Origin of the sequence: Pseudomonas donghuensis, from assembly GCF_000259195.1 — a bacterium.
GTDB lineage: Bacteria > Pseudomonadota > Gammaproteobacteria > Pseudomonadales > Pseudomonadaceae > Aquipseudomonas > Aquipseudomonas donghuensis.
Genome location: NZ_AJJP01000207.1, coordinates 1 through 20,844, shown reverse-complemented (window position 1 = coordinate 20,844; position 20,844 = coordinate 1). Strand labels below are relative to the sequence as shown.

General features: G+C 64.9%; 17 protein-coding genes. 13 read left to right on the top strand and 4 right to left on the bottom strand.

Features of this window, described 5'->3' with window-relative positions:
* The first annotated feature begins 160 nt into the window (after nt 1-160).
* Both nosP and UW3_RS0101895 read left to right on the top strand, forming a co-directional pair.
* Entirely contained in the window at nt 161-1,324 is a 1,164-nt protein-coding gene (gene nosP / locus UW3_RS0101900) for a nitric oxide-sensing protein NosP (RefSeq protein ID WP_010220471.1), read from the top strand.
* The gene (locus UW3_RS0101895) at nt 1,254-3,833 is read left to right on the top strand and encodes a hybrid sensor histidine kinase/response regulator (RefSeq protein ID WP_026001154.1); all 2,580 of its coding nucleotides are present in this window, start codon (nt 1,254-1,256) and stop codon (nt 3,831-3,833) included. The genes nosP and UW3_RS0101895 overlap by 71 nt, the downstream gene beginning before the upstream one ends.
* Here the strand turns inward: UW3_RS0101895 and UW3_RS0101890 are convergent.
* Nucleotides 3,811-4,818, bottom strand: a complete 1,008-nt coding sequence (locus UW3_RS0101890; protein WP_010220469.1) for an aldo/keto reductase — start codon at nt 4,816-4,818, stop codon at nt 3,811-3,813. The two genes, UW3_RS0101895 and UW3_RS0101890, sit on opposite strands and share 23 nt — an antisense overlap.
* A gap of 81 nt (nt 4,819-4,899) precedes the next feature.
* Complete coding sequence (locus tag UW3_RS0101885; RefSeq protein WP_010220467.1) at nt 4,900-6,234, bottom strand: MFS transporter; 1,335 nt, start codon at nt 6,232-6,234, stop codon at nt 4,900-4,902.
* A 161-nt stretch (nt 6,235-6,395) separates the two neighbouring features.
* On the opposite strand from UW3_RS0101885, the gene UW3_RS0101880 reads away from it, so the two are divergent.
* On the top strand, nt 6,396-7,496 hold the full coding sequence (locus UW3_RS0101880) for a sugar diacid recognition domain-containing protein (RefSeq protein ID WP_010220466.1): 1,101 nt from the start codon (nt 6,396-6,398) through the stop codon (nt 7,494-7,496).
* Nucleotides 7,497-7,606: 110 nt separating this feature from the next.
* Nucleotides 7,607-8,770, top strand: a complete 1,164-nt coding sequence (locus tag UW3_RS0101875; protein WP_010220465.1) for a glycerate kinase — start codon at nt 7,607-7,609, stop codon at nt 8,768-8,770.
* Nucleotides 8,771-8,793: 23 nt separating this feature from the next.
* Here UW3_RS0101875 and UW3_RS26365 read toward each other — a convergent pair whose 3' ends face one another.
* Nucleotides 8,794-9,753: a site-specific integrase gene (locus UW3_RS26365; RefSeq protein WP_010220464.1), complete on the bottom strand. Its 960-nt coding sequence runs from the start codon at nt 9,751-9,753 to the stop codon at nt 8,794-8,796.
* A gap of 178 nt (nt 9,754-9,931) precedes the next feature.
* Here UW3_RS26365 and UW3_RS0101865 point away from each other — a divergent pair, with 178 nt between their 5' ends.
* Nucleotides 9,932-10,903, top strand: coding sequence for a DNA-binding protein (locus UW3_RS0101865; RefSeq protein ID WP_010220463.1), 972 nt, complete (start codon nt 9,932-9,934; stop codon nt 10,901-10,903).
* On the opposite strand, the gene UW3_RS0101860 is transcribed toward UW3_RS0101865, so the two are convergent.
* Nucleotides 10,888-11,409, bottom strand: coding sequence for a GNAT family N-acetyltransferase (locus UW3_RS0101860; protein WP_010220462.1), 522 nt, complete (start codon nt 11,407-11,409; stop codon nt 10,888-10,890). The two genes, UW3_RS0101865 and UW3_RS0101860, sit on opposite strands and share 16 nt — an antisense overlap.
* 328 nt (nt 11,410-11,737) lie before the next feature.
* Here UW3_RS0101860 and UW3_RS0101855 point away from each other — a divergent pair, with 328 nt between their 5' ends.
* The 8 genes from UW3_RS0101855 to UW3_RS0101820 all read left to right on the top strand — a co-directional run bounded on the left by UW3_RS0101855 (nt 11,738) and on the right by UW3_RS0101820 (nt 20,814).
* The gene (locus UW3_RS0101855; protein ID WP_010220460.1) at nt 11,738-13,054 is read left to right on the top strand and encodes a flavin-containing monooxygenase; all 1,317 of its coding nucleotides are present in this window, start codon (nt 11,738-11,740) and stop codon (nt 13,052-13,054) included.
* Complete coding sequence (locus UW3_RS0101850; RefSeq protein WP_003201555.1) at nt 13,054-13,464, top strand: RidA family protein; 411 nt, start codon at nt 13,054-13,056, stop codon at nt 13,462-13,464. Before UW3_RS0101855 ends, UW3_RS0101850 begins: the two co-directional genes overlap by 1 nt.
* 10 nt (nt 13,465-13,474) lie before the next feature.
* A complete protein-coding gene (locus UW3_RS0101845; protein ID WP_010220459.1) occupies nt 13,475-14,149 on the top strand; it encodes a DUF1028 domain-containing protein in 675 nt (224 codons plus the stop codon).
* Nucleotides 14,142-15,305: an acetylornithine deacetylase gene (argE, locus tag UW3_RS0101840; protein WP_010220458.1), complete on the top strand. Its 1,164-nt coding sequence runs from the start codon at nt 14,142-14,144 to the stop codon at nt 15,303-15,305. The genes UW3_RS0101845 and argE overlap by 8 nt, the downstream gene beginning before the upstream one ends.
* Nucleotides 15,306-15,321: 16 nt before the next feature.
* Nucleotides 15,322-16,815, top strand: coding sequence for an aldehyde dehydrogenase (locus UW3_RS0101835; protein WP_010220457.1), 1,494 nt, complete (start codon nt 15,322-15,324; stop codon nt 16,813-16,815).
* Between the two features lie 85 nt (nt 16,816-16,900).
* On the top strand, nt 16,901-18,340 hold the full coding sequence (locus UW3_RS0101830) for an APC family permease (protein WP_010220456.1): 1,440 nt from the start codon (nt 16,901-16,903) through the stop codon (nt 18,338-18,340).
* Entirely contained in the window at nt 18,337-19,719 is a 1,383-nt protein-coding gene (locus UW3_RS0101825; protein ID WP_010220455.1) for an aspartate aminotransferase family protein, read from the top strand. Before UW3_RS0101830 ends, UW3_RS0101825 begins: the two co-directional genes overlap by 4 nt.
* 54 nt (nt 19,720-19,773) lie before the next feature.
* A complete protein-coding gene (locus UW3_RS0101820; RefSeq protein ID WP_010220454.1) occupies nt 19,774-20,814 on the top strand; it encodes an ABC transporter substrate-binding protein in 1,041 nt (346 codons plus the stop codon).
* Nucleotides 20,815-20,844 lie beyond the last annotated feature (30 nt).

The window sequence follows — 20,844 nt, the reverse complement described above, 5'->3', positions numbered from 1 at the left end:
GTCGTAATCCAGGCGCCGCGTTATGTGCATGGCAAGCCAGCTCCCACAGGTTCCGTTCTACAACCAATGCCACCCACACCCAGTACCCAAGTAGCATTCGGCCCGCTCCCGAGCCTCCATAAACTGCCTGCATCCATCAATGCCCACCCAGGAGGCAGCCATGCAGCAGTTTCAAGCCGAGGGGGTGATCAGTGCCGTGTCGCGGGCCAGCGCCGCCGAGCTCGCCGCCCAGGAGCTGGCCAGCCAGCTGCTGCACCCGCACCTGGGCTTCGTGCTGTTCTTTTGCTCCGCCGAGTACGATCTGCCGGCCCTGGCCCAGGCCCTGCAACAGAGCTTTGGCGGCATTCGCCTGGCCGGTTGCACCAGCGCCGGCGAACTGACCCCCGACGGCTATGGCCGGGGCTGCATCACCGCCCTGGGCTTTGATCACCGCCAGTTCTCGATTGCCGCCGGACTCATCGACGCCATGCCGGCGTTCAGCCTGATCCAGGCACAAGCCACGGTCGAGCGGCTGGTGGGCGAGTGCCGCAGCAATACCCTGGCACCGATCAAGGGCCACAGCTTTGCCCTGACCTTGCTCGACGGCCTGTCCAGCCGCGAGGAGATGGTCCTGGCGGCGCTCAGTGCGGCGCTGGGCGATATTCCGCATTTTGGCGGCTCGGCAGGCGATGACAATTACCTCAACCACACCCACGTCTATTTCGACGGTGCTTTTCGCAGCGGCGCCGCCGTGGTGTTGCTGGTCAATACCTGGCTGGACTTCGAGGTGTTCACCACCCATCACATCGAACCTCGCACGGAGAAACTGGTGGTCACCCGCGCCGACCGCAACCTGCGCCGGGTCTACGAGCTCAATGCCGAGCCTGCCGCGCTGGAATACGCGCAACTGATCGGTGTGCCGGTCAGCCAGATCAACCACCGTACCTTCGCCGCCCACCCGTTGGCGGTGCGCATCAACGAGCGCTACTACGTACGTGCCATTCAGCAGGTCCACGAGGACCTGAGCCTGAGCTTCTACTGCGCGGTAGAGAACGGCATCGTCCTCACCGCCATGCGTCCCGGCCCCTTGTTGCCCAACCTTGAAGGCCTGTTCGACGGGCTGCGTGAGCGCCTCGGGCCGCTGTTGCTGGCCATCGGCTGCGATTGCTTCCTGCGCCGCCTGGAGCTGGAAGGCAGCGACAGCCTGGCCGAAGTCGGCAGTTTCCTGCGCCGCCAGCGGGTGCTGGGCTTTAACTCCTATGGAGAACAGTTCAATGGCATGCACATCAACCAGACCTTCACCGGCGTTGCCATCGGACGGCCCCGTGGCCAGCGACAGCAGTGATCTGCGCTTGGCCGAGCTGCAGCGGGCCAACCATAAGCTGCTGCGGATCAACGCCGCACTGATCGAACGCCTGGAGTCGGGGGCGGCGCGGCCGGACGATTCCTATGCGGCGTTTCAGCATTCGGTGGTGCTGGCCGAACAGGTGCGTGAACGCACCGATGCCCTGAACCAGACCCTGGTCGAACTCAAGGCCAGCAACCACCTGCTCAGCGATGCGCGCTTGCGCGCCGAGACCGCTCACCAGTACCTGGTCGATGCCATCGAGAGTATTTCCGACGCTTTCGTGCTGTTCGATCCGGACTTGCGCATCGTGCTGTTCAACAGCCGCTTCAAGGCGTTCTGGGCAGGCAGCCGTATCCGCATCATCAGCGGCATGCGCCTGGCCGAGGTCAAGCGCCTGATGCACAGCAGCGGCCTGTTCAGCGAAGAGCAACGCGGCGCCAATGACGATCACCTGCTGTACCGATTGCAAGGCGGACGCTGGCTGCAGGTCAGCGAGCGGGCGACCCGCGACGGCGGGCGGGTGATGCTGTTCACCGATATCACCGAGGTCAAGCACAGCGAAACCCGGCGCCGTGAGCAGGCGGTGGCGCAGAAATCCTATTTGCTGCAACGGGCGGTCGACAACCTTTCCCAGGGCGTGGCCATGGTCAATGCCGATGGCGTGCTGGAACTGTGGAACCGGCGCTTTCTCGAGCTCAGCGGCCTGGCGCCAATCGCTGCGCACCGCAGTTTTGCCGAGGTGATCGCCGACAGCGAATTGGCCCTGCTGACCCCGGCCAGTCGCGACGGCAATGGCCGTTGCGTGCATGAACGGGAACAACGCCTGTTCGATGGCCGCATGCTCGAGATCCGCACCCACCCGCTGCCCACCGGCGGCTTCGTCAACACCTTCACCGACATCACCGAGCGTTACCAGCACGCGCAAGCGCTGAGCGAAAGCGAGCGCTGGATCCGCCTGATCACCGACCATGTTCCGGCCTTGATCGCTTACCTCAATGCCGAGCTGGTCTACGAGTTCACCAACAAGGTGTACGAGCAGTGGTACTGCTGGCCGCCGGGGGTGATGCTTGGGCAGAGCCTGCGCGAGGTGCACAGCCCGGAGCACTATCAGCGCCTGGAGGGCTACATCCAGCGGGCCCTGGCCGGCGAAAGCGTGACGTTCGAATGCGCCGAAACCCATGTCAACGGCCAGGAACGCTACATGCTGCGCTCCTACGTGCCCAATCGCCTGGCCAATGGCGAGGTGGTCGGGATCTTCGTGCTGATCCGCGACATTACCGAGCGCCGGCGCACCGCCGAGGCCTTGCACCAGGCTTACCAGAACCTCGAAGTGCGAGTGCGTGAACGCACCGCCGAACTGAGCAAGGCTAAACAGGACGCCGAGCAGGCCAACCTGTCGAAGACCAAGTTTCTCGCCGCCGTCAGCCATGACCTGCTGCAACCCTTGAACGCCGCGCGGCTGTTCACCAGCGCTTTGCTCGAACAAAGCAGCGCCAACCCGGCGCTGGTGCGCAACGTCAGCAACTCGCTGGATGATGTCGAGAACCTGCTGGGCACCCTGGTGGACATCTCCAAGCTCGATGCCGGGGTGATCAAGGCAGACCTTGCGACTTTCGCGGTCAGTGACCTGCTCGACAACCTCGCCGCCGAATATGCCCATGCCGCCGCCAGTGAGGGCCTGCGCCTGGACTACGTGCCGTGCCGCCTGAGCGTGCACAGCGATATCCAGTTGTTGGCGCGGATCCTGCGCAACCTGCTCAGCAATGCCATTCGCTATACCCCGCGTGGACGCGTGCTGCTTGGTTGCCGGCGTCGTGGCGCGACGCTGTGGATCGAAGTCTGGGACACCGGCATCGGTATCGCCGAGGACCGCCGTGAGGAAGTCTTCCAGGAGTTCAAGCGTGGTGATATCCAGCGTCCGGACCAGGATCGCGGATTGGGGCTTGGCCTGGCGATCGTCGACAAAATCGCCGGGATTCTCGGTCATCGCCTGCAGTTGCGTTCAGTGCCCGGCAAGGGCTCGGTGTTTGCCATTGGCGTACCGCAAAGCCAACGGGCACCGCAAAGAGCGGTGGAGCCTGACCTCAGTGAGCCGCTGCGCGAACGCCTGGAGGGTGCACGCATCTGGGTGCTGGATAACGACGCGGCGATCTGTGCGGGGATGCGCACCTTGCTGGAGCAGTGGGGGTGCGAGGTGGTAACTGCCTTGAGCGAACAGGACCTGGCGCGTCAGGTGGCGACCGACCGCGCCGACGCCGACCTGTTGATCGCCGACTATCACCTGGACAACGGCCGCAATGGCGTCGATGCGGTGGCGGCGATCAACGCCCAACGGCGTGTGCCGCTGGCCGCGTTGATGATCACCGCCAACTACAGCAACGAGCTCAAGCAGCAAGTGCGCGAGCAGGGCCACACCCTGATGCACAAGCCGGTGCGGCCGATGAGGCTCAAGGCTGCCATCAGCCACCTGCTCGGCAGCGAACTTAGCGCGCCAGGCGCCCGCTGACGAAGTGCGCGGCATCGTTGTAGCCGTGGGTCGAGGCGTGGCCCGGAGTGACCAGCGAATCGATGAAGGCTTCGTCTTCAGCCGTGATCTTCACCGCCAGGGCGCCGCTGTAGGTGTCCCACTGGGTTTCGGTGCGCGGGCCGACAATGGCCGAGCTGATCAGCTGGTTGTTGAGCACCCAGGCAATCGCGAACTCGACCATGCCGATGCCCTTGGCCTGGGTATAGGCCTGGATCTTCTGGGCGATTTCCAGCGATTCGGGCCGCCATTCGGTCTCCAGGATGCGCTTGTCCTGGCGCCCGGCGCGGCTGTTGGCATCGGGGTTGGAATTGGGGCTGTACTTGCCGCTGAGCACGCCACGGGCCAACGGGCTGAACGGCACGATGCCCAGGCCATGGTAAGCGGCGGCGGTGAGCTGCTCGGGCTCGGCCTGGCGGTTGACGATGTTGTACAGCGGCTGGCTGACCACAGGCTTGGCCACGCCCAGGCGCTCGGCCAGGTTACAGATTTCGGCGATGCGCCAGCCACGGAAGTTGGACACGCCCCAGTGGCGGATCTTGCCCTGGCGCAGCAGGTCGCCGATGGCGCTGACGCTGACCTCCAGCGGGGTGCTATGGTCTTCGCGGTGCAGGTAATAGATGTCCAGGTAATCGGTGCCCAGCCGGGTCAGGCTGGCGTCGATGGCATTGAAAATATGCTTGCGGTTCAGGCCGCTGCGGTTGGGCAGGCCCTCGGCGGGGCCGAAGCCGACCTTGGAGGCGAGGATCCAGCCCTGGCGGTTGCGGGCGATGGCCTCGCCGACGATTTCTTCGCTACGCCCGGCGTTGTACACGTCGGCGGTATCGATGAAGTTGATGCCCTGGTCCCAGGCCTTGTCGATGATACGCAGCGAGTCTTCGGTGCTGGTCGGCTCGCCGAACATCATGCTGCCCAGGGTCAGCGCTGACACCTGCAGGCCGCTGTGGCCCAGAGGACGGTAGATCATGATCGAAAGTCCCTTCGCGGTTGGAATTCGATCTGTTTTACACAGTTCGCCGAGGGATTAAAAGCATCGCTGCGCAGTTGATCAGTTCGCCGGCTCAGCCACCGTCCCGGAAGCCCGCGCCCGCGAAACCCGCAACGCCACCAGGCTGCCAAACACAATCAACCCCGCCAGCGAATACAGCGCGGCATCGGTGGAGCCGGTCTGGTCCTTGATGAACCCGACCAGGTAGGGGCTGAGAAAGCCGGCCATCTGCCCGACCGAGTTGATGATTGCCAGGCCCGCCACGGCAGTGCCGGCGCTGAGCAGGGCGGTCGGCATCGGCCAGAACATCGGCAGGCCGGTGAGGGCGCCCATGGTGGCGATGCTCAAGCCGATAATGGCGATCACCGGGCTGTGAGCGAAGTTCACTGCGATCAGCAACCCCAGTGCCCCCATCAGCATCGGCACCACCAAATGCCAGCGCCGCTCGTTGCGCAGGTCTGCCGAACGCCCGACCAGCAGCATGAACACCCCGGCCAGCAGGTAGGGGATCGCACTCAGCCAGCCGATCAGCAAGGCATCGCTGAAGCCCAGGTTCTTGATGATCGACGGCAGCCAGAAGTTGATCGCGTAGACGCCGCTCTGGATGCAGAAGTAGACGAAACCGAAGGTCCAGATCAGCGGATTGGCGAACACCGACAGCAGGCTGTCGCTGCTCGTCACCGGCTTGCTGGCGGCATCGGCCTTGAGGTCGGCCTCGATCATCTGGCGCTCGGCCGGGCTCAGCCACGTAGCTTTGGCGTAGCCATCGCTGAGCAGGAAAATCGCCAGAAAGCCCAGCAGCACGGTGGGCAGGCCCTGGATCAGGAACATCCACTGCCAGCCGGCCAGGCCATGCTGGCCGGCGGCGAAGTGATTGAGAATCCAGCCCGAGAACGGCCCGCCGAGCAGCCCGGATACCGGGATCGCCGACATGAACAGGGACATGATCCGCCCGCGACGGGCCGCCGGGAACCAGCGCGAAAGGTACAGCACGATGCCGGGGAAGAAGCCCGCTTCGGCAGCGCCGGTAAACAGGCGCAGCACATAGAACTCCATCGGCGTGGTGACGAACAGCAGGCAGGTCGACAGCGTGCCCCAGGCGATCATCATCAGCGCGATCCAGCGCCGTGGGCCGAAGCGATTGAGCGCCAGGTTGCTGGGCAGGCCGCACAGTACGTAGCCGATGAAGAAGATCCCGGCACCCAGGCCGTAGATGGTTTCGCTGAACGTGAGTGCATCGAGCATCTGCAGCTTGGCGAAGCCGACGTTGACCCGGTCCAGGTAGTTGAACAGGTAGCAGATGAAGATGAACGGAATCAGCCGCAGGGTAATGCGCCGATACAGCGCATTGCGGGTGACGTCTTGGCCTTGGTCAGGGGCAGGGCTGTATGACATGATTCTCTCTCTGTTGTTATGTTTATCGCCGCAACCTGCGTCAAGGCGGCTGCTGCGACGAGTCTCGGTGAGCGGGCCGTGGCTGTCTTTGTGCTTTTGCACAGCATTTCGCCTGGCCTGCTGTGCCCCGGACCAATCATTGCGACAACAAGGATCCTCCCATGTTCGAACTGGACCATGACCTGGCACAAGACATCGTCGAGCGGGCGATGGCGATCCTGCCGTGCAACGTCAACGTCATGGACAGCCAGGGCCTGATCCTGGGCAGCGGCGAACCGGAGCGCATCAACACCCGCCATGAGGGTGCGCAGCTGGTGTTGGCCAACGGCCGTATCGTCGAGCTCGACGTGGACGCGGCCAAGTGCCTGAAGGGCGTGCAGCCCGGGGTCAACCTGCCGCTGTTTCTCGACGGGCGGCTGATCGGCGTACTTGGCCTGACCGGTGATCCGCAGCAGTTGCGTACCTATGGCGAGTTGGTGCGCATGACCGCCGAAATGCTCCTGGCCCAGCGTCATCTGCAGGTCGAGCAACAGTGGCGGCGGCAACGTTGTGATGACTTGCTGGCCTTGTTGCTGGGAGGCTCTGGCGACTCGCCGCGCTTGGTCGATGAAGCCCGGCAGCTCGGGCTCAAGCCGCAGTTGCCGCGCATTCCCTGCCTGTTCGAACTGGATGCCGGGCCTCCCGCTGAAGCGCTGGCCAGCTGGTTGATGAGCCGCTATCCAGACAGCTGGTGCGTCAGCCCGGCACGCCAATCGCTGTTATGGTGCCGGCCCGCCAGCGTCGCCCTGGATGAGTTGAAATTGCTTGAGCGGCTGCAGCGTCACGGCTGGCAGGTCCAGCGCCTGGCCGCTGGGACGGCGACGCAAAGCCTGGAGCAATTGCGCCGCGGCTACCGCCGGGTGCGTGATCTGCTGGCCTATGGGCGTGAAGTGCTGCCGGCGGAGCGCGTGCTGACCCTGAGCCGCTATCGGCTGCCGGCCCTGCTGTGGCGCCACCGCAACGATGACGCCCTGGACGAAGTGCTCGAACCGCTGCAGCGCATCCGCGCCAAGGACAACAGCGGCCAGTTGCTGGCCACCCTGCGCGCCTGGTGCGCCCATGATGGCCAGAGCCAGGCCTGTGCCGACGCCCTGGGCATTCACCGCAACAGCCTGCGCTACCGCCTGGAACGCATCGCCGAGCTGAGCGAGGTCGACCCGTTGCGGCTGGAAGGGATGCTCAGCTTGTACCTGGGCTTGCAGTTGCTGCCGGCCGGTAGCTGACACCGGCTTTGGCCAAGTGCCAAACAAAGCGCGGCGGTTTTTGTGCATTCGACCGACGCCCGATGAAGGCCCAGCTGTCAGCATGCAGGCATCTGGATCAGGAGACCCCCATGAAAATCGTCATCGCCCCCGACTCGTTCAAGGACAGCCTCAGCGCTGAAGGTGTGGCTGCGGCCATTGCCGCAGGTATTGCCCAGGTATTGCCGCAGGCGCAACTGGTCCAGTGCCCGATGGCCGACGGCGGTGAGGGCAGCATGGAGGCCATCGTTGCCGCCTGTGCTGGCGAGTTGCGCGGCCTGCAGGTGCGCGGGCCGCTGGGTGAGCCGGTGGAGGCGGGCTGGGGCTGGTTGGCCGAGAGCCACACGGCGATCATCGAAATGGCCACCGCCAGCGGCTTGCAACTGCTTCGCCTCGATCAGCGCGATGCGTGCCGCAGCAGCACCTTCGGCACCGGCCAGCTGATCAGCGCGGCACTGGATGCCGGTGCCCGGCGGATCATCCTGGCCATCGGCGGCAGTGCGACCAATGACGCCGGCAGCGGCATGCTGCGTGCGCTGGGCCTGCGGTTGTTCGATGCTGATCATCAGCCGCTGGCCGACGGCGGCCTGGCCTTGGCTCGGCTTGCCCGTATCGACGCCAGCGCGCTGGACTCGCGTCTGGCTGATGTACAGCTGGAAGTCGCCGCGGACGTTGACAACCCGCTGTGTGGCAGCAATGGCGCGTCAGCGATTTTCGGCCCGCAAAAGGGCGCAAGCCCCGAGCAGGTAGAAGCCCTGGACCAGGCCCTTGGGCACTTTGCCGATCACTGCGCACAACTGCTGGGCGCCGACGTGCGGGATTTTCCCGGATGTGGCGCGGCCGGCGGCATGGGCTTTGCCGCCAAGGCGTTCATGCAGGCCGCCTTCCGCCCGGGGATCGAGGTCGTGGCGGAACTGGCCGGGCTGGAGGCGGCGGTGCAGGGGGCTGACCTGGTGATTACCGGCGAAGGCCGTTTCGACGCGCAAACCCTGCGCGGCAAGACGCCGTTCGGCGTGGCCCGGGTGGCGCGGCGCCACGCCGTGCCGGTGGTGGTGATCGCCGGCACGCTGGGGGATGGCTACGAACAGCTGTACGCCCACGGCATCAATGCCGCATTTGCCTTGACCAGCGGGCCGATGACCCTGGAGGCGGCCTGTGCCAATGCACCAGCCTTGCTCCAGGCGCGGGCCCGCGACATTGCCCGCCTGTGGAATTGCGCCCGCAAGACCTGTGCGAGCGGGCTTGACCCGCGATGAGGCCAGCACCTTCACTCTCTGTTTTAAGCCTGATCCGTCAGTAGCCCAGCGGTGCTGCCACCTTCGAGCAGCGCCAGCTCGCCAAACGACACCGAGGCATCGATATAGCGCAGCGCCGACTTGGCATCCTTCCAGCCGACATAGCTCATCAGCGCCTTGAGCTCCCAGCCATTGCTGCTGGCCCAGGTGGCAAACCCGCGGCGTAGCGAGTGACCGGTATATAAAGCTGCCGGAACACCTGCGCGCTCAAGGATGCGTCGCAGCAAAGCGATCAAGCTGTTGCTGTTGAGGGCCTGTTCGCCGAGGTTGCCCCAGCGGTCGAGCTTGCGAAACACCGGCCCGTGGGCAATGCCCGCCACTTCGATCCACTGCAGGTAAGCCTGCACCGGGCACAGGACCTTGAGCGCCGGTGCCCGGTGCCGCACGCCGAGCGCCTGGCGGTCGCCCTTGCTGCGCGGCAGGAAGATCGTCATGCCGACGCCCGCCTGCGCCTGGATATGCTCGACCTGCAGGCGCGCCAGTTCATCACCGCGAAATCCTCGCCAGAAACCGATCAACAGCAAGGCCTTGTCACGGCTGGCGCGCAGTAGCGCAGGCAAATCGTGCCGGGCGCGGGCCTGGGTCGCTTCGCCTTCCAGTACCGCAACCGCGGTTTGCAGATGCTGTATGAGCAGCGGTGCGGCTTGCCTGGGCTCTGCCGGATGCAGGGTGCGAATGCCCTTGAGCATCTGCCGCACCAGCGGTGCCTTGGTCGGGTCGGGAAACCCCTGGCTGACATGCCATTGGCCCAGCGCTGCTAGGCGCTGCTTGAGGGTGCTGATCGAATGGCTCTGGGCGTGGTCGGCCAGGTAGCGGGCGATGCTGTCTGCGGTGGCCGGCAAAAAACCGCCCCAGCTCACTTCGAAGTGCTCCACCGCCGCCTGATAGCTGCGCCGGGTGTTGTCGCGCACCGCCGCCTGCAGATAGCGCTCGATCGTATTCATCGCCTGGTTCCTCGCCTGTCGTACCGCCCGGGCACTTTTACTCGGCATTTTAGCGCCTTAGATGCGATAAGCCGTGATTATTTTATCTCAGTAGCAGGTTCATCAGGCACAGAATCAGGCGATGAGATAGTATGTAAATACATGGTACGTATCACAGTACGAAATCGTAGGAGCTGACATGGCCCGTGGCGGCATCAACCAGGCATTAGTGCACAAGGCGCGGCAAGCATTGCTGGCCCGTGGCGAGCATCCAAGTATCGATGCGGTACGTATCGAACTGGGCAATACCGGTTCGAAAACCACCATTCACCGTTACCTGAAAGCGCTGGAGAGCCTGCAGCCCGCCGTGCCTGCCAGTACGCCAAACCTCAGTGGCACGCTGGCGACATTGGTCGAGCAACTGGCTGAACAGTTGCGGGAGGAGGGCGAGGCGCGCATCGAGCAAGCCCGTAGCGCGTTTGAACAACAGCGCCAGACGTTGCTCGCGCAAGTACAGATCAGCCAGCAGGCGTTGGCCGCATTGCAACAGCAGCACGACATCCAGGCGGCGGCACTGGCCGGCGAGTCAGAAGCCTTGGCCACCGCCCGCAGCACCCTGCAAAGCGAGCAGACGCGTAACGCCACCCTCAACCAGGCCGTCGGCGAGCTGAACCTGCGTCTGGCGGACAAGGACGAGCAGATCCGCTCGCTGGAAGACAAGCACCAGCATGCCCGCGATGCCCTTGAGCATTACCGCAACGCCAGCCGCGAGCAGCGTGATCAGGATCAGCGCCGTCATGAGGCCCAGGTGCAGTTGCTGCAGGTGGAAGTGCGCCAGTTGCAGCAGACCCTGATGGTCAAACAGGACGAGCTGACCCGGCTGAACCGCGACAACGAAGGCTTGCTGGTGCAGATCCGCACTCTCAAGGAGGCCCAGCGTGGCTTCAAGACCCAGAGCGAGCGTCAGCAGGCGCAGATCCACGGGCTGGACGTGAAGCTTGCGCAGCTCAGCGGATCACGTGACGAACTGGAGAAACAGAACAAGGACCTGGCCTTGAGCCTGGCCGAACGGGTCTCGGAGCTGCGCCGCCAGTTGCAGCTGATTGGCAAGCAGGAAGCGCAACTGCGCCAGGCTGAACGCGCCGGCGAGCAGGCTCAGGACAAGGGCTGAAGATCAAGGCGCATGGCGCAGCGCCCGGTCAGCCCCTGCAACTGTTCACGTGTCAATTGCTGGTGCAGGGCCGGGCTGAGTTGCTGTTCGGTCAGTAGCGCGAAACCCAGGCGGGCATAGAAGGGCGCGTTCCAGGGCACCTGGGCGAACGTGGTCAGGGTCAGGCCCTGAAAGTCGTGTTCGCGGGCCCACTGGCAGGCGGTGTTGATCAGCCTGCGACCATGGCCCTGACCCTGGACGTGCTGGGCAACCGACAGTTCATGAACGAACAGGTCGGCACCCGACGGCGTGGCGCAGAGAAACCCCTGGGGTTGATCGTGTGGGTCTACCAGCACCCATTCATGGCCCTGATCGATAAAGGCCAGGTGCTCAGCCGTGCTCATGACCGGCCCCTGGGCAATCCATTCAAGGCCGTGATGATGGATAAAGGATTGCGCCGCCGAACGCTCGACGGCGGGCAGCAGGGGGGCGTCTTCGACGCGGGCCAGGCGAATGTTCAGGGGCATGATGGCAACTGTGCAGGGTAAAGCTGCAGTGTCGTCAATCGTCGGCCGATCCGCAACAGGTGGGCCTTTTGGCACTTTTGGACTAACGCCAGAAACGTACTAGCGACCGCTTCGCGCTCGATCGCTGGCAAGCCAGCTCCCACAGGAGTTGTGGTGTGCAACATCCCTGTGGGGGCTGGCTTGCCAGCGATGGGCTGCAAAGCAGCCCCAGTTTTTTACTCTCTAACAACCACAAAAATCATAATTTCGCGTTTTCCCGCGCGCTCCCAGAATGCGCCCTACACCCTCCCACGGCTACCCGCGTGGGACAACTCAGTAGGGCGCAGACATGACAACCCATAAAACCAAGATCGATACGCTTGTAGTTGGTGCCGGGCAAGCCGGTGTGGCCATGAGTGAACACCTGAGCCGCCTGGGCGTGCCGCACCTGGTGCTGGAACGCAAGCGCATTGCCGAAGCCTGGCGCACCGGCCGCTGGGATTCGCTGGTGGCCAACGGCCCGGCCTGGCACGACCGCTTCCCGGGCCTGGAATTCGAGGGCCTGGACCCGGATGCCTTCGCCGGCAAGGACCAGGTTGCCGATTACTTCGAAGCCTACGCCCGTAAGTTCAACGCGCCGATCCGCACCGGCGTCGATGTCACCCAGGTCGTGCGCAACAGCGATCGCCCGGGGTTCACCGTGCAAACCAGCGACGGGGTGATCGAAGCCCAGCAGGTGGTGGTCGCCACCGGCCCGTTCCAGCGCCCGGTGATCCCGCCGATTGCCGCGCAACAGTCGAGCGTGCTGCAGATCCACTCGGCCGCGTACCGCAACCCGCAGCAGCTGCCTGAAGGGGCGGTGCTGGTGGTCGGTGCCGGCTCCTCGGGGGTGCAGATCGCCGATGAACTGCAACGCGCCGGCAAGCAGGTGTACCTCTCGGTCGGTGCCCACGACCGGCCGCCACGGGCCTACCGCAACCGTGATTTCTGCTGGTGGCTGGGCGTGCTCGGCGAGTGGGATGCCGAGACCATGCAGCCGGGCAAGGAGCACGTGACCATCGCCGTCAGCGGTGCGCGCGGCGGCCATACGGTCGATTTTCGCAGGCTGGCGCAGCAGGGCATGACCCTGGTCGGCCTGACCAAGGGCTTTGACAATGGCGTGGTCAGTTTCGAGGCGAACCTGGCCGAGAACATCGCCCGCGGTGACGAAAACTACCTGGCGCTGCTCGATGCCGCCGACGCCTATATCGCCCGCAATGGCCTCGACCTGCCGCAAGAGCCGCAAGCGCGGGAGATTCTCCCCGACCCGCAGTGCCTGACCCAGCCGATTCTCGAACTCGACCTGGCCAAGGCCGGCGTCAGCACCATCATCTGGGCCACCGGCTATTCGGTGGACTACAGCTGGTTGCAGGTCGACGCCTTCAAAGACAACGGCAAGCCCCGCCACCAGCGCGGCGTGTCCAGCGAGCCGGGGGTTTATTTCGTCGGCCTGCCATGGCTGTCGCGGCGCGGCTCGGCGTTTATCTGGGGCGTGTGGCACGACGCCAGGCACATCGCCGAGCACATTGCCAAGCAACGCACCTACCTCAATTACCGCGACGCCGCGCAACGCCAAGCCGAGCGCGAAGCGTCCAGCCAACCTGCCAGCCTGATCGGAGCCCGTTGATGCCTACTCATACCCGTATTCGCATGTTCAACACCAAAGACACCTACCCCAACCAGACCCTGGACAACGACCTGTGCCAGGCCGTGCGTGCCGGCAACACCGTGTATGTGCGGGGCCAGGTGGGCACCGACTTCAATGGCCAATTGGTCGGCCTCGGTGATCCACGGGCCCAGGCCGAGCAGGCCATGCGCAACGTCAAGCAGTTGCTGGAGGAGGCCGGTAGCGACCTCAGTCATATCGTCAAGACCACCACCTACCTGATCGACCCGCGCTACCGCGAGCCGGTGTACCAGGAGGTCGGCAAATGGCTCAAGGGCGTGTTTCCGATCTCCACGGGCCTGGTGGTCAGCGCCCTCGGCCAGCCGCAGTGGCTGATGGAAATCGACGTGATTGCGGTCATCCCCGAATAAGGAGCGTGCCATGACCTTTTCCATCGTTGGCCGCTGCGCCGACACCGGCCAACTGGGCATTGCCATCAGCTCATCGAGCATCGCCGTCGGCGCCCGCTGCCCGTGGCTGCGCAGCGGCGTCGGTGCGGTGTCGAGCCAGAACATCACCTTGCCGGCCCTCGGCCCGCAGATACTCGACGGCCTCGATGAAGGCCTGGCGCCACACCAGGCCCTGGACCGGGCCTTGACCCGCAACGGTTACAGCCAATACCGCCAGGTGGCGGTGATCGATGCCCAGGGGCGCACGGCGCTGTTCAGCGGCAACCATGCGCTGGGCATCCACAATGCCGTGGCCGGTGAGCAATGCGTGGCGGCGGGCAACCTGCTGGCCAACAGCGCGGTGATCGAACGCATGGTCGAGGTTTTCGAGAACAGCGAGGGCTGCCTGGCCGCCCGCTTGCTGAGCGCGCTGCAGGCCGGCCAGGACGCCGGCGGCGAAGCCGGGGCGGTGCATTCGGCGGCGCTGTCGGTGGTCGGCGAGCTGCTCTGGCCGATCGTCGACCTGCGCGTGGACTGGGCCGAGGAAAACCCCATTGGCGAGCTGAACACACTCTGGACCGCTTACCAGCCGCAGTTGCAGGACTACCTGACCCGCGCCCTCAACCCGACCCTGGCGCCGAGCTACGGAGTGCCGGGCGATGAGTGAGCTGCGCAGTCGTGCCTTGTTGGCCAGGCTGATCGGCTTTGCCACGGTCAGTCGCGATTCGAACCTGGCCTTGATCGAGTTCGTCCGCGACTACCTGCACGGCCTGGGGGTGAGCTGCGAGCTGATCTACAACGACGAACGGACCAAGGCCAACCTGCTGGCCAGCATCGGCCCGGCAGTGGCGGGCGGGGTGGTGCTGTCGGGGCATACCGACGTAGTGCCGGTGGACGGCCAGGCGTGGACGGTCGAGCCGTTCAGCCTCACCGAGCGCGACGGCAAGCTGTACGGCCGTGGCACTGCCGACATGAAAGGCTACCTGGCTTCGGTGCTGGCGGCAGTGCCGGTGTTTCTCGCCAGCCCCCTGCGCCGGCCGGTGCACCTGGCGTTCTCCTATGACGAGGAGGTCGGTTGCCTGGGCGTGCGCAGCCTGCTGGACGTGCTGCCCCAGCGCATCCCGCAACCGGCGCTGTGCCTGATCGGCGAACCCACCGAGCTCAAACCGGTGCTCGGCCACAAGGGCAAGTTGGCCATGCGCTGCCACGTACACGGTGCGCCGTGTCATTCGGCCTATGCGCCGTATGGCGTCAACGCCATCGAGCAGGCGGCGCGCTTGATCGGCCGCCTGGGCGACATCGGCCAGCGCCTGGCGGCGCCGGAGCATCACGATGCGCGCTTCGATCCGGCGTTCTCCACCGTGCAGGTTGGGGTGATCCACGGCGGCACGGCGCTGAACATCGTCCCGGCCACTTGCCGCTTCGACTTTGAGGTACGCGCCTTGCCGGCCTTCGAGCCGCAGGCGGTGGTGGACGAGCTGCAACGTTATGCGCAGCAAACGCTGCTGCCGGCCATGCAAGCGGTCAAGGCCGACACGGCGATTCGCTTCGAGCCGCTGTCCGCTTACCCGGGCCTGGCCACCGCGCCTGAGAGCGCGGCGGCGCAACTGGTTGCGCAGCTGTGCGGCAGCGACGCCTTCAGCACCGTGGCCTTTGGCACCGAAGGCGGCTTGTTCGACCAGGCCGGGATCCCGGCCGTGGTGTGCGGGCCGGGCAGCATGGACCAGGGCCACAAGCCGGATGAATTCGTCAGCGTCGAACAGATGGCGGCCTGTGACCGCCTGATGGACCGCTTGGCCGAATACCTCTCCAACAACGGATAACAATAAGGAGTCTGCGGTGAAAAACTGCAACGAGTGGACAACCCTGGCGCAACAGCAGCGCCTGATCGACAGCGCGTTTATCGACGGCGAGGCCTGTCAAGCGCGCAGCGGGGCGCGATTCGATGTCATCAACCCGGCCACCGGCAAGCTACTGGCCCAGGTTGCAGCCTGCGGCCAGGTCGAGGTCGACCAGGCCGTGCACAGTGCTCGCCAGGCGTTCGAGCAAGGCTCCTGGGCGAAGAGGGCACCGACCGAGCGCAAGGCCGTGCTGCTGCGCCTGGCGCAATTGATGCTCGAACACCGCGATGAGCTGGCATTGCTCGACTCGCTGAGCATGGGCAAGCCGGTGATGGATGCCTGGAACATCGACGTGCCGGGCGCCGCCCATGTGTTTGCCTGGTACGGCGAAAGCCTCGACAAACTCTACGATCAGGTGGCGCCGACCGCCAGCAATGCCCTGGCGACCATCACCCGCGTGCCGCTGGGGGTGATCGGCGCCGTGGTGCCGTGGAACTTCCCGCTGGACATGGCCGCCTGGAAGCTTGCCCCGGCATTGGCCGCGGGCAATAGCGTGGTGCTCAAACCGGCCGAGCAATCGCCGTTCTCGGCGCTGCGCCTGGCCGAGCTGGCGATTGAAGCGGGCATTCCCAGGGGCGTGCTCAACGTCGTGCCGGGCCTGGGCGAGGAGGCTGGTCGCGCTCTGGGCCTGCACATGGACGTCGATGCCCTGGCGTTCACCGGCTCCACCGAGGTCGGCAAGTACTTCATGCAGTACGCCGCGCAGTCGAACCTCAAGCAGGTGTGGCTCGAATGCGGTGGCAAGAGCCCGAACCTGGTGTTTGCCGACTGCCAGGACCTGGACCTGGCGGCCGAGAAAGCCGCGTTCGGGATCTTCTTCAACCAGGGCGAAGTCTGCTCGGCCAATTCGCGCCTGCTGGTGCAGCGCTCGATCGCCGATGCGTTCATTGCGCGTCTGATCGACAAGGCGCGCCAGTTGCAGCCGGGCAATCCGCTGAACCCGGCGAGCCGCGCCGGGGCCATCGTCGACAGCCGCCAGGCGCAGCGGATCATGCATTACATCGAGCAGGCCCAGGCCGAGGGCGCGCAGCTGGTGTGTGGTGGTCGGCAGTTGAGTTTCGACGGCTCCAGCAACTTCATCGAGCCGACGATCTTTACCGGCGTAACCGCTGAAATGACCCTGGCCCGCGAAGAGGTCTTCGGCCCGGTGCTGGCGGTCAGCGTGTTCGATGACGAAGACCAGGCAGTGGCCATGGCCAATGACCATATCTATGGCTTGGCGGCTTCGCTGTGGACCGACGACCTTAACCGCGCCCACCGCGTCGCCCGGCGGTTGAATGCCGGGACGGTGTCGGTCAATACCGTCGATGCCCTGGATGTGACCGTGCCCTTTGGCGGCGGCAAGCAGTCGGGTTTTGGCCGCGACCTGTCGCTGCATTCGTTCGACAAGTACACGCAGCTTAAAACCACCTGGATTCAGCTGCGTGGCTGAAGGCCTGTGGGAGCTGGCTTGCCAGCGATGAGGCCAGCACAGGCAACAACTCTGTTCTTCCAATAACAACAACTCGGAGCAACCGATGAACAGCAATGCAAGCGTGCAAACCGGCGCCCTGGCTCCGCCTGCAAGTCGCAAGAAACTCGGCCTCACTGCGCTGTTGGCGGTGGCTATCGGCCTGGTGGTGTCCCAGGGCGTCATGGTGCTGATGCTGCAAGGCGTCGGCATCGCCGGCCTGGGCTTTATCGTGCCCCTGGGCCTGGCCTATCTGCTGGCCCTGAGCTACGCCTGTTCGTTCTCGGAGCTGGCACTGATGATCCCCCGCGCCGGCAGCCTGAGCAGCTACACCGAAGTCGCCATCGGTCAGTTCCCGGCGATCCTGGCGACCTTCTCCGGCTATGTGGTGGTGGCGATGTTCGCCCTGTCGGCCGAGCTGTTGCTGATGGAGTTCATTATCGACAAGGTCTACCCGCACGCCATGCCGCCCTTGACCGTGGCCCTCGGGGTGCTGGCGCTGTTCACCGTGCTCAACCTGTTCAACATCGACATCTTCGCCCGCCTGCAAACGGTGCTGGCGGTGGTGATGACCGTGGTGTTGCTGGTGATGGGCCTGAGCGCGATGAACAGCGATATCGTCGCGCCCAACCCGGCGTTGTTCGACAGTGCCCACTGGAACCCGCTGGGCCTGGGGGTGATCGCCCTGACGGCGATGGCGGTGTGGGGCTTTGTCGGCGCCGAGTTCGTCTGCCCGCTGGTAGAAGAAACCCGCCGTCCGGAGCGCAACATCCCGGGGTCGATGATGCTCGGCCTGACCATCATCTTCGTGATCATCAGCCTGTACGGCCTGGGTGCCTTGCTCACCGTGCCGCAGGCGGAACTGGCCAGCAACGGCCTGCCGCACTACCTGTTCGCCACCACGGTGTTCGGTGAGGCCGGCAAGGTGTTCCTGGTCACCGCTGCGATTACCGCCACCTGCAGCACCCTCAACAGCTCGCTGGCGGCGATCCCGCGCATGCTCTTGGGCATGGCCCGCAACGGCCAGGCCTTCGGCGTGTTCAAGCGCCAGGGCAAGCGCACCGGTGCGCCCTGGGTGGCAGTGCTGTTCATCGCTGCGGTCACCGGCCTGCCGTTGCTGCTGATGCACGACCATGCCGATGCGATCAACCAGCTGCTGTTGTCCGCCGCCCTGGCCTGGTTGCTGGCCTACATCATCACCCACATCAACGTCATCGCCCTGCGCCGGCGTTACCCGCAGGTGGCGCGGCCGTTCCGCACGCCGTTCTACCCGTTGCCGCAGCTGTTCGGTATCGCCGGCATGCTGTTTGCGATCTGGAACGTCTCGCCGAGCCCGGACATGACCTTTTCGATTTTTGCCTACGCAGGCCTGGTGCTGCTGATCGTCTCGATCATCGCCGTGCTGTGGATCAAGGGTGTGATGGGCAAGCCGCTGTTCAAGCCCGAGCCGCTGGAAAGCGTGCTGGGCACTCAACACGATAAAAACCCGCAAGGAGACTCGCAATGACCGCTCAAGAGAAACCTGTCCGTAGCACCGGTGATTACCAGGCAGGGGACGCCGCGCACCACATTCATGCCTTTCTTGACCAGAAGGCACTGAACGCCGAAGGCCCACGGGTGATCGTCCGTGGCCAAGGCCTGGCCTTGTGGGACAACGACGGCAAACGCTACCTGGACGGCATGTCGGGGCTGTGGTGCACCAACCTCGGCTATGGCCGCAAGGACCTGGCCGCGGCCGCCAGCCAGCAGCTTGAGCAACTGCCGTACTACAACATGTTCTTCCACACCACCCACCCGGCGGTGGTCGAGCTGTCCGAGCTGCTGTTCAGCCTGTTGCCGGCGCACTACAGCCACGCGATCTACACCAACTCCGGCTCCGAAGCCAACGAGGTGCTGATCCGTACCGTGCGCCGCTACTGGCAGATCCTCGGCCAGCCGCAGAAGAAGATCATGATCGGCCGCTGGAACGGCTACCACGGCTCGACCCTGGGCGCTACGGCGCTGGGCGGGATGAAGTTCATGCACGACATGGGCGGGGTGATCCCCGATGTTGCACACATCGACGAGCCGTACTGGTTCGCCCACGAAGGCGACCTGACCCCGGCCGAATTCGGCCTGCGCGCGGCGCGCCAGCTGGAAGAAAAGATCCTCGAACTGGGTGCCGAGAACGTTGCTGCCTTCGTTGCCGAGCCGTTCCAGGGCGCTGGCGGCATGATCTTCCCGCCCGAAAGCTACTGGCCGGAAATCCAGCGCATCTGCCGTCAATACGACGTGCTGCTGTGCGCCGATGAGGTGATCGGTGGCTTTGGCCGGACCGGCGAGTGGTTCGCCCACCAGCACTTCGGTTTCGAGCCCGACACCCTGTCGATCGCCAAGGGTCTGACCAGCGGCTACATCCCCATGGGCGGCCTGATCCTCTCCAAGCGCATGGCACAAGTGCTGGTGGAGCAGGGCGGGGTGTTCGCCCACGGCCTGACCTATTCCGGCCACCCGGTGGCGGCGGCGGTGGCGATTGCCAACCTCAAGGCCTTGCGCGACGAGGGCATCGTCAGCCGGGTCAAGCAGCAGACCGGCCCGTACCTGCAGCGCTGCCTACGTGAGGTGTTCGGCAACCACCCATTGATTGGCGAGGTGCAGGGCACCGGCCTGGTTGCCGCCTTGCAGTTCGCCGAAGACAAGGCCAGCCGCAAGCGCTTCGCCAACGAAAACGACATGGCCTGGCGTTGCCGCACCCTCGGCTTTGAAGAAGGCCTGATCATCCGCTCGACCCTGGGCCGAATGATCATGGCCCCGGCCCTGGTGGCCAGCCACGCCGACATCGATGAACTGGTCGACAAGACCCGTACCGCCGTAGACCGTACCGCCCGCGAATTCGGTCGCCTGTAAGCCCACAAGCGGCCGGCGCGTGCGGGCGCGTCGGCCTATTAGAGGAACCGCTTCATGTCCAGATCCTTGCGTTGCTGTGTTCCCTTTGCCCTGGTTTTGCTGTGCAGCGCCGTGTCGGCTGCGCCGCAGAACCTCACCGTCATCTCTTTTGGCGGTGCCACCAAGCAGGCCCAGGACAAGGCCTACTTCCAACCTTTCAACGCCAGCGGTGCAGGACGCGTGGTTGCCGGCGAGTACAACGGTGAGCTGTCGAAGATCAAGGCCATGGTCGATGTCGGCCATACCAGCTGGGATGTGGTCGAAGTCGAAAGCCCGGAGCTGCTGCGCGGCTGCGACGAGGGCCTGTTCGAACGCCTCGATCCGGCGCGCTTCGGCGACCCGGCGCAGTTCGTGCCGGGCACCCTGAGTGAATGCGGGGTGGCCACCTATGTGTGGTCGATGGTCATGGCCTACGACAACGGCAAGCTGGCCAGGGCGCCGAGCTCCTGGGCGGACTTCTGGAACGTTGCCGACTTCCCTGGCAAGCGCGGCTTGCGCAAGGGCGCCAAGTACACCCTGGAAATCGCCTTGCTCGCCGACGGCGTCAAGCCCGAGCAGTTGTATCAAGTGCTCGGCACCGCCGAGGGCGTCAGCCGCGCCTTTGCCAAGCTGGACCAGATCAAAGGCAATATCCAGTGGTGGGAAGCCGGCGCGCAACCGGCGCAGTGGCTGATCGCCGGTGACGTGGTCATGAGCGCGGCCTACAACGGCCGGATCGCCTCGGCGCAGAAGGAGGGCATGAAGCTCAGCATCGTCTGGCCGCAGAGCCTGTACGACCCGGAGTACTGGGCGGTGGTCAAGGGCACGCCGAACAAAGCGTTGGCCGAGGATTTCATTGCCTTTGCCAGCCAGCCACAGACCCAGAAGGTGTTCTCCGAGCAGATCCCCTACGGGCCGGTACACCGCGAGGCGTTGAAGCTGCTGCCGGCGACTGTCCAGCAGCAGTTGCCGACCGCAGAAGCCAACCTGGCCGGGGCGCGGGCGGTGGATGCCGGGTTCTGGGTGGACCATGGCGAGGAACTGGAGCAGCGTTTCAACGCCTGGGCGGCGCGCTGAGTTCATCGCGGGGCAAGCCCGCTCCCACAG

Coding starts and splice junctions, on each gene's coding strand:
- nosP (WP_010220471.1), top strand. CDS start 161: ATGCAGCAGTTTCAAGCCGAGGGGGTGATCAGTGCCGTGTCGCGGGCC.
- UW3_RS0101895 (WP_026001154.1), top strand. CDS start 1,254: ATGGCATGCACATCAACCAGACCTTCACCGGCGTTGCCATCGGACGGC.
- UW3_RS0101890 (WP_010220469.1), bottom strand. CDS start 4,818: ATGATCTACCGTCCTCTGGGCCACAGCGGCCTGCAGGTGTCAGCGCTG.
- UW3_RS0101885 (WP_010220467.1), bottom strand. CDS start 6,234: ATGTCATACAGCCCTGCCCCTGACCAAGGCCAAGACGTCACCCGCAAT.
- UW3_RS0101880 (WP_010220466.1), top strand. CDS start 6,396: ATGTTCGAACTGGACCATGACCTGGCACAAGACATCGTCGAGCGGGCG.
- UW3_RS0101875 (WP_010220465.1), top strand. CDS start 7,607: ATGAAAATCGTCATCGCCCCCGACTCGTTCAAGGACAGCCTCAGCGCT.
- UW3_RS26365 (WP_010220464.1), bottom strand. CDS start 9,753: ATGAATACGATCGAGCGCTATCTGCAGGCGGCGGTGCGCGACAACACC.
- UW3_RS0101865 (WP_010220463.1), top strand. CDS start 9,932: ATGGCCCGTGGCGGCATCAACCAGGCATTAGTGCACAAGGCGCGGCAA.
- UW3_RS0101860 (WP_010220462.1), bottom strand. CDS start 11,409: ATGCCCCTGAACATTCGCCTGGCCCGCGTCGAAGACGCCCCCCTGCTG.
- UW3_RS0101855 (WP_010220460.1), top strand. CDS start 11,738: ATGACAACCCATAAAACCAAGATCGATACGCTTGTAGTTGGTGCCGGG.
- UW3_RS0101850 (WP_003201555.1), top strand. CDS start 13,054: ATGCCTACTCATACCCGTATTCGCATGTTCAACACCAAAGACACCTAC.
- UW3_RS0101845 (WP_010220459.1), top strand. CDS start 13,475: ATGACCTTTTCCATCGTTGGCCGCTGCGCCGACACCGGCCAACTGGGC.
- argE (WP_010220458.1), top strand. CDS start 14,142: ATGAGTGAGCTGCGCAGTCGTGCCTTGTTGGCCAGGCTGATCGGCTTT.
- UW3_RS0101830 (WP_010220456.1), top strand. CDS start 16,901: ATGAACAGCAATGCAAGCGTGCAAACCGGCGCCCTGGCTCCGCCTGCA.
- UW3_RS0101825 (WP_010220455.1), top strand. CDS start 18,337: ATGACCGCTCAAGAGAAACCTGTCCGTAGCACCGGTGATTACCAGGCA.
- UW3_RS0101820 (WP_010220454.1), top strand. CDS start 19,774: ATGTCCAGATCCTTGCGTTGCTGTGTTCCCTTTGCCCTGGTTTTGCTG.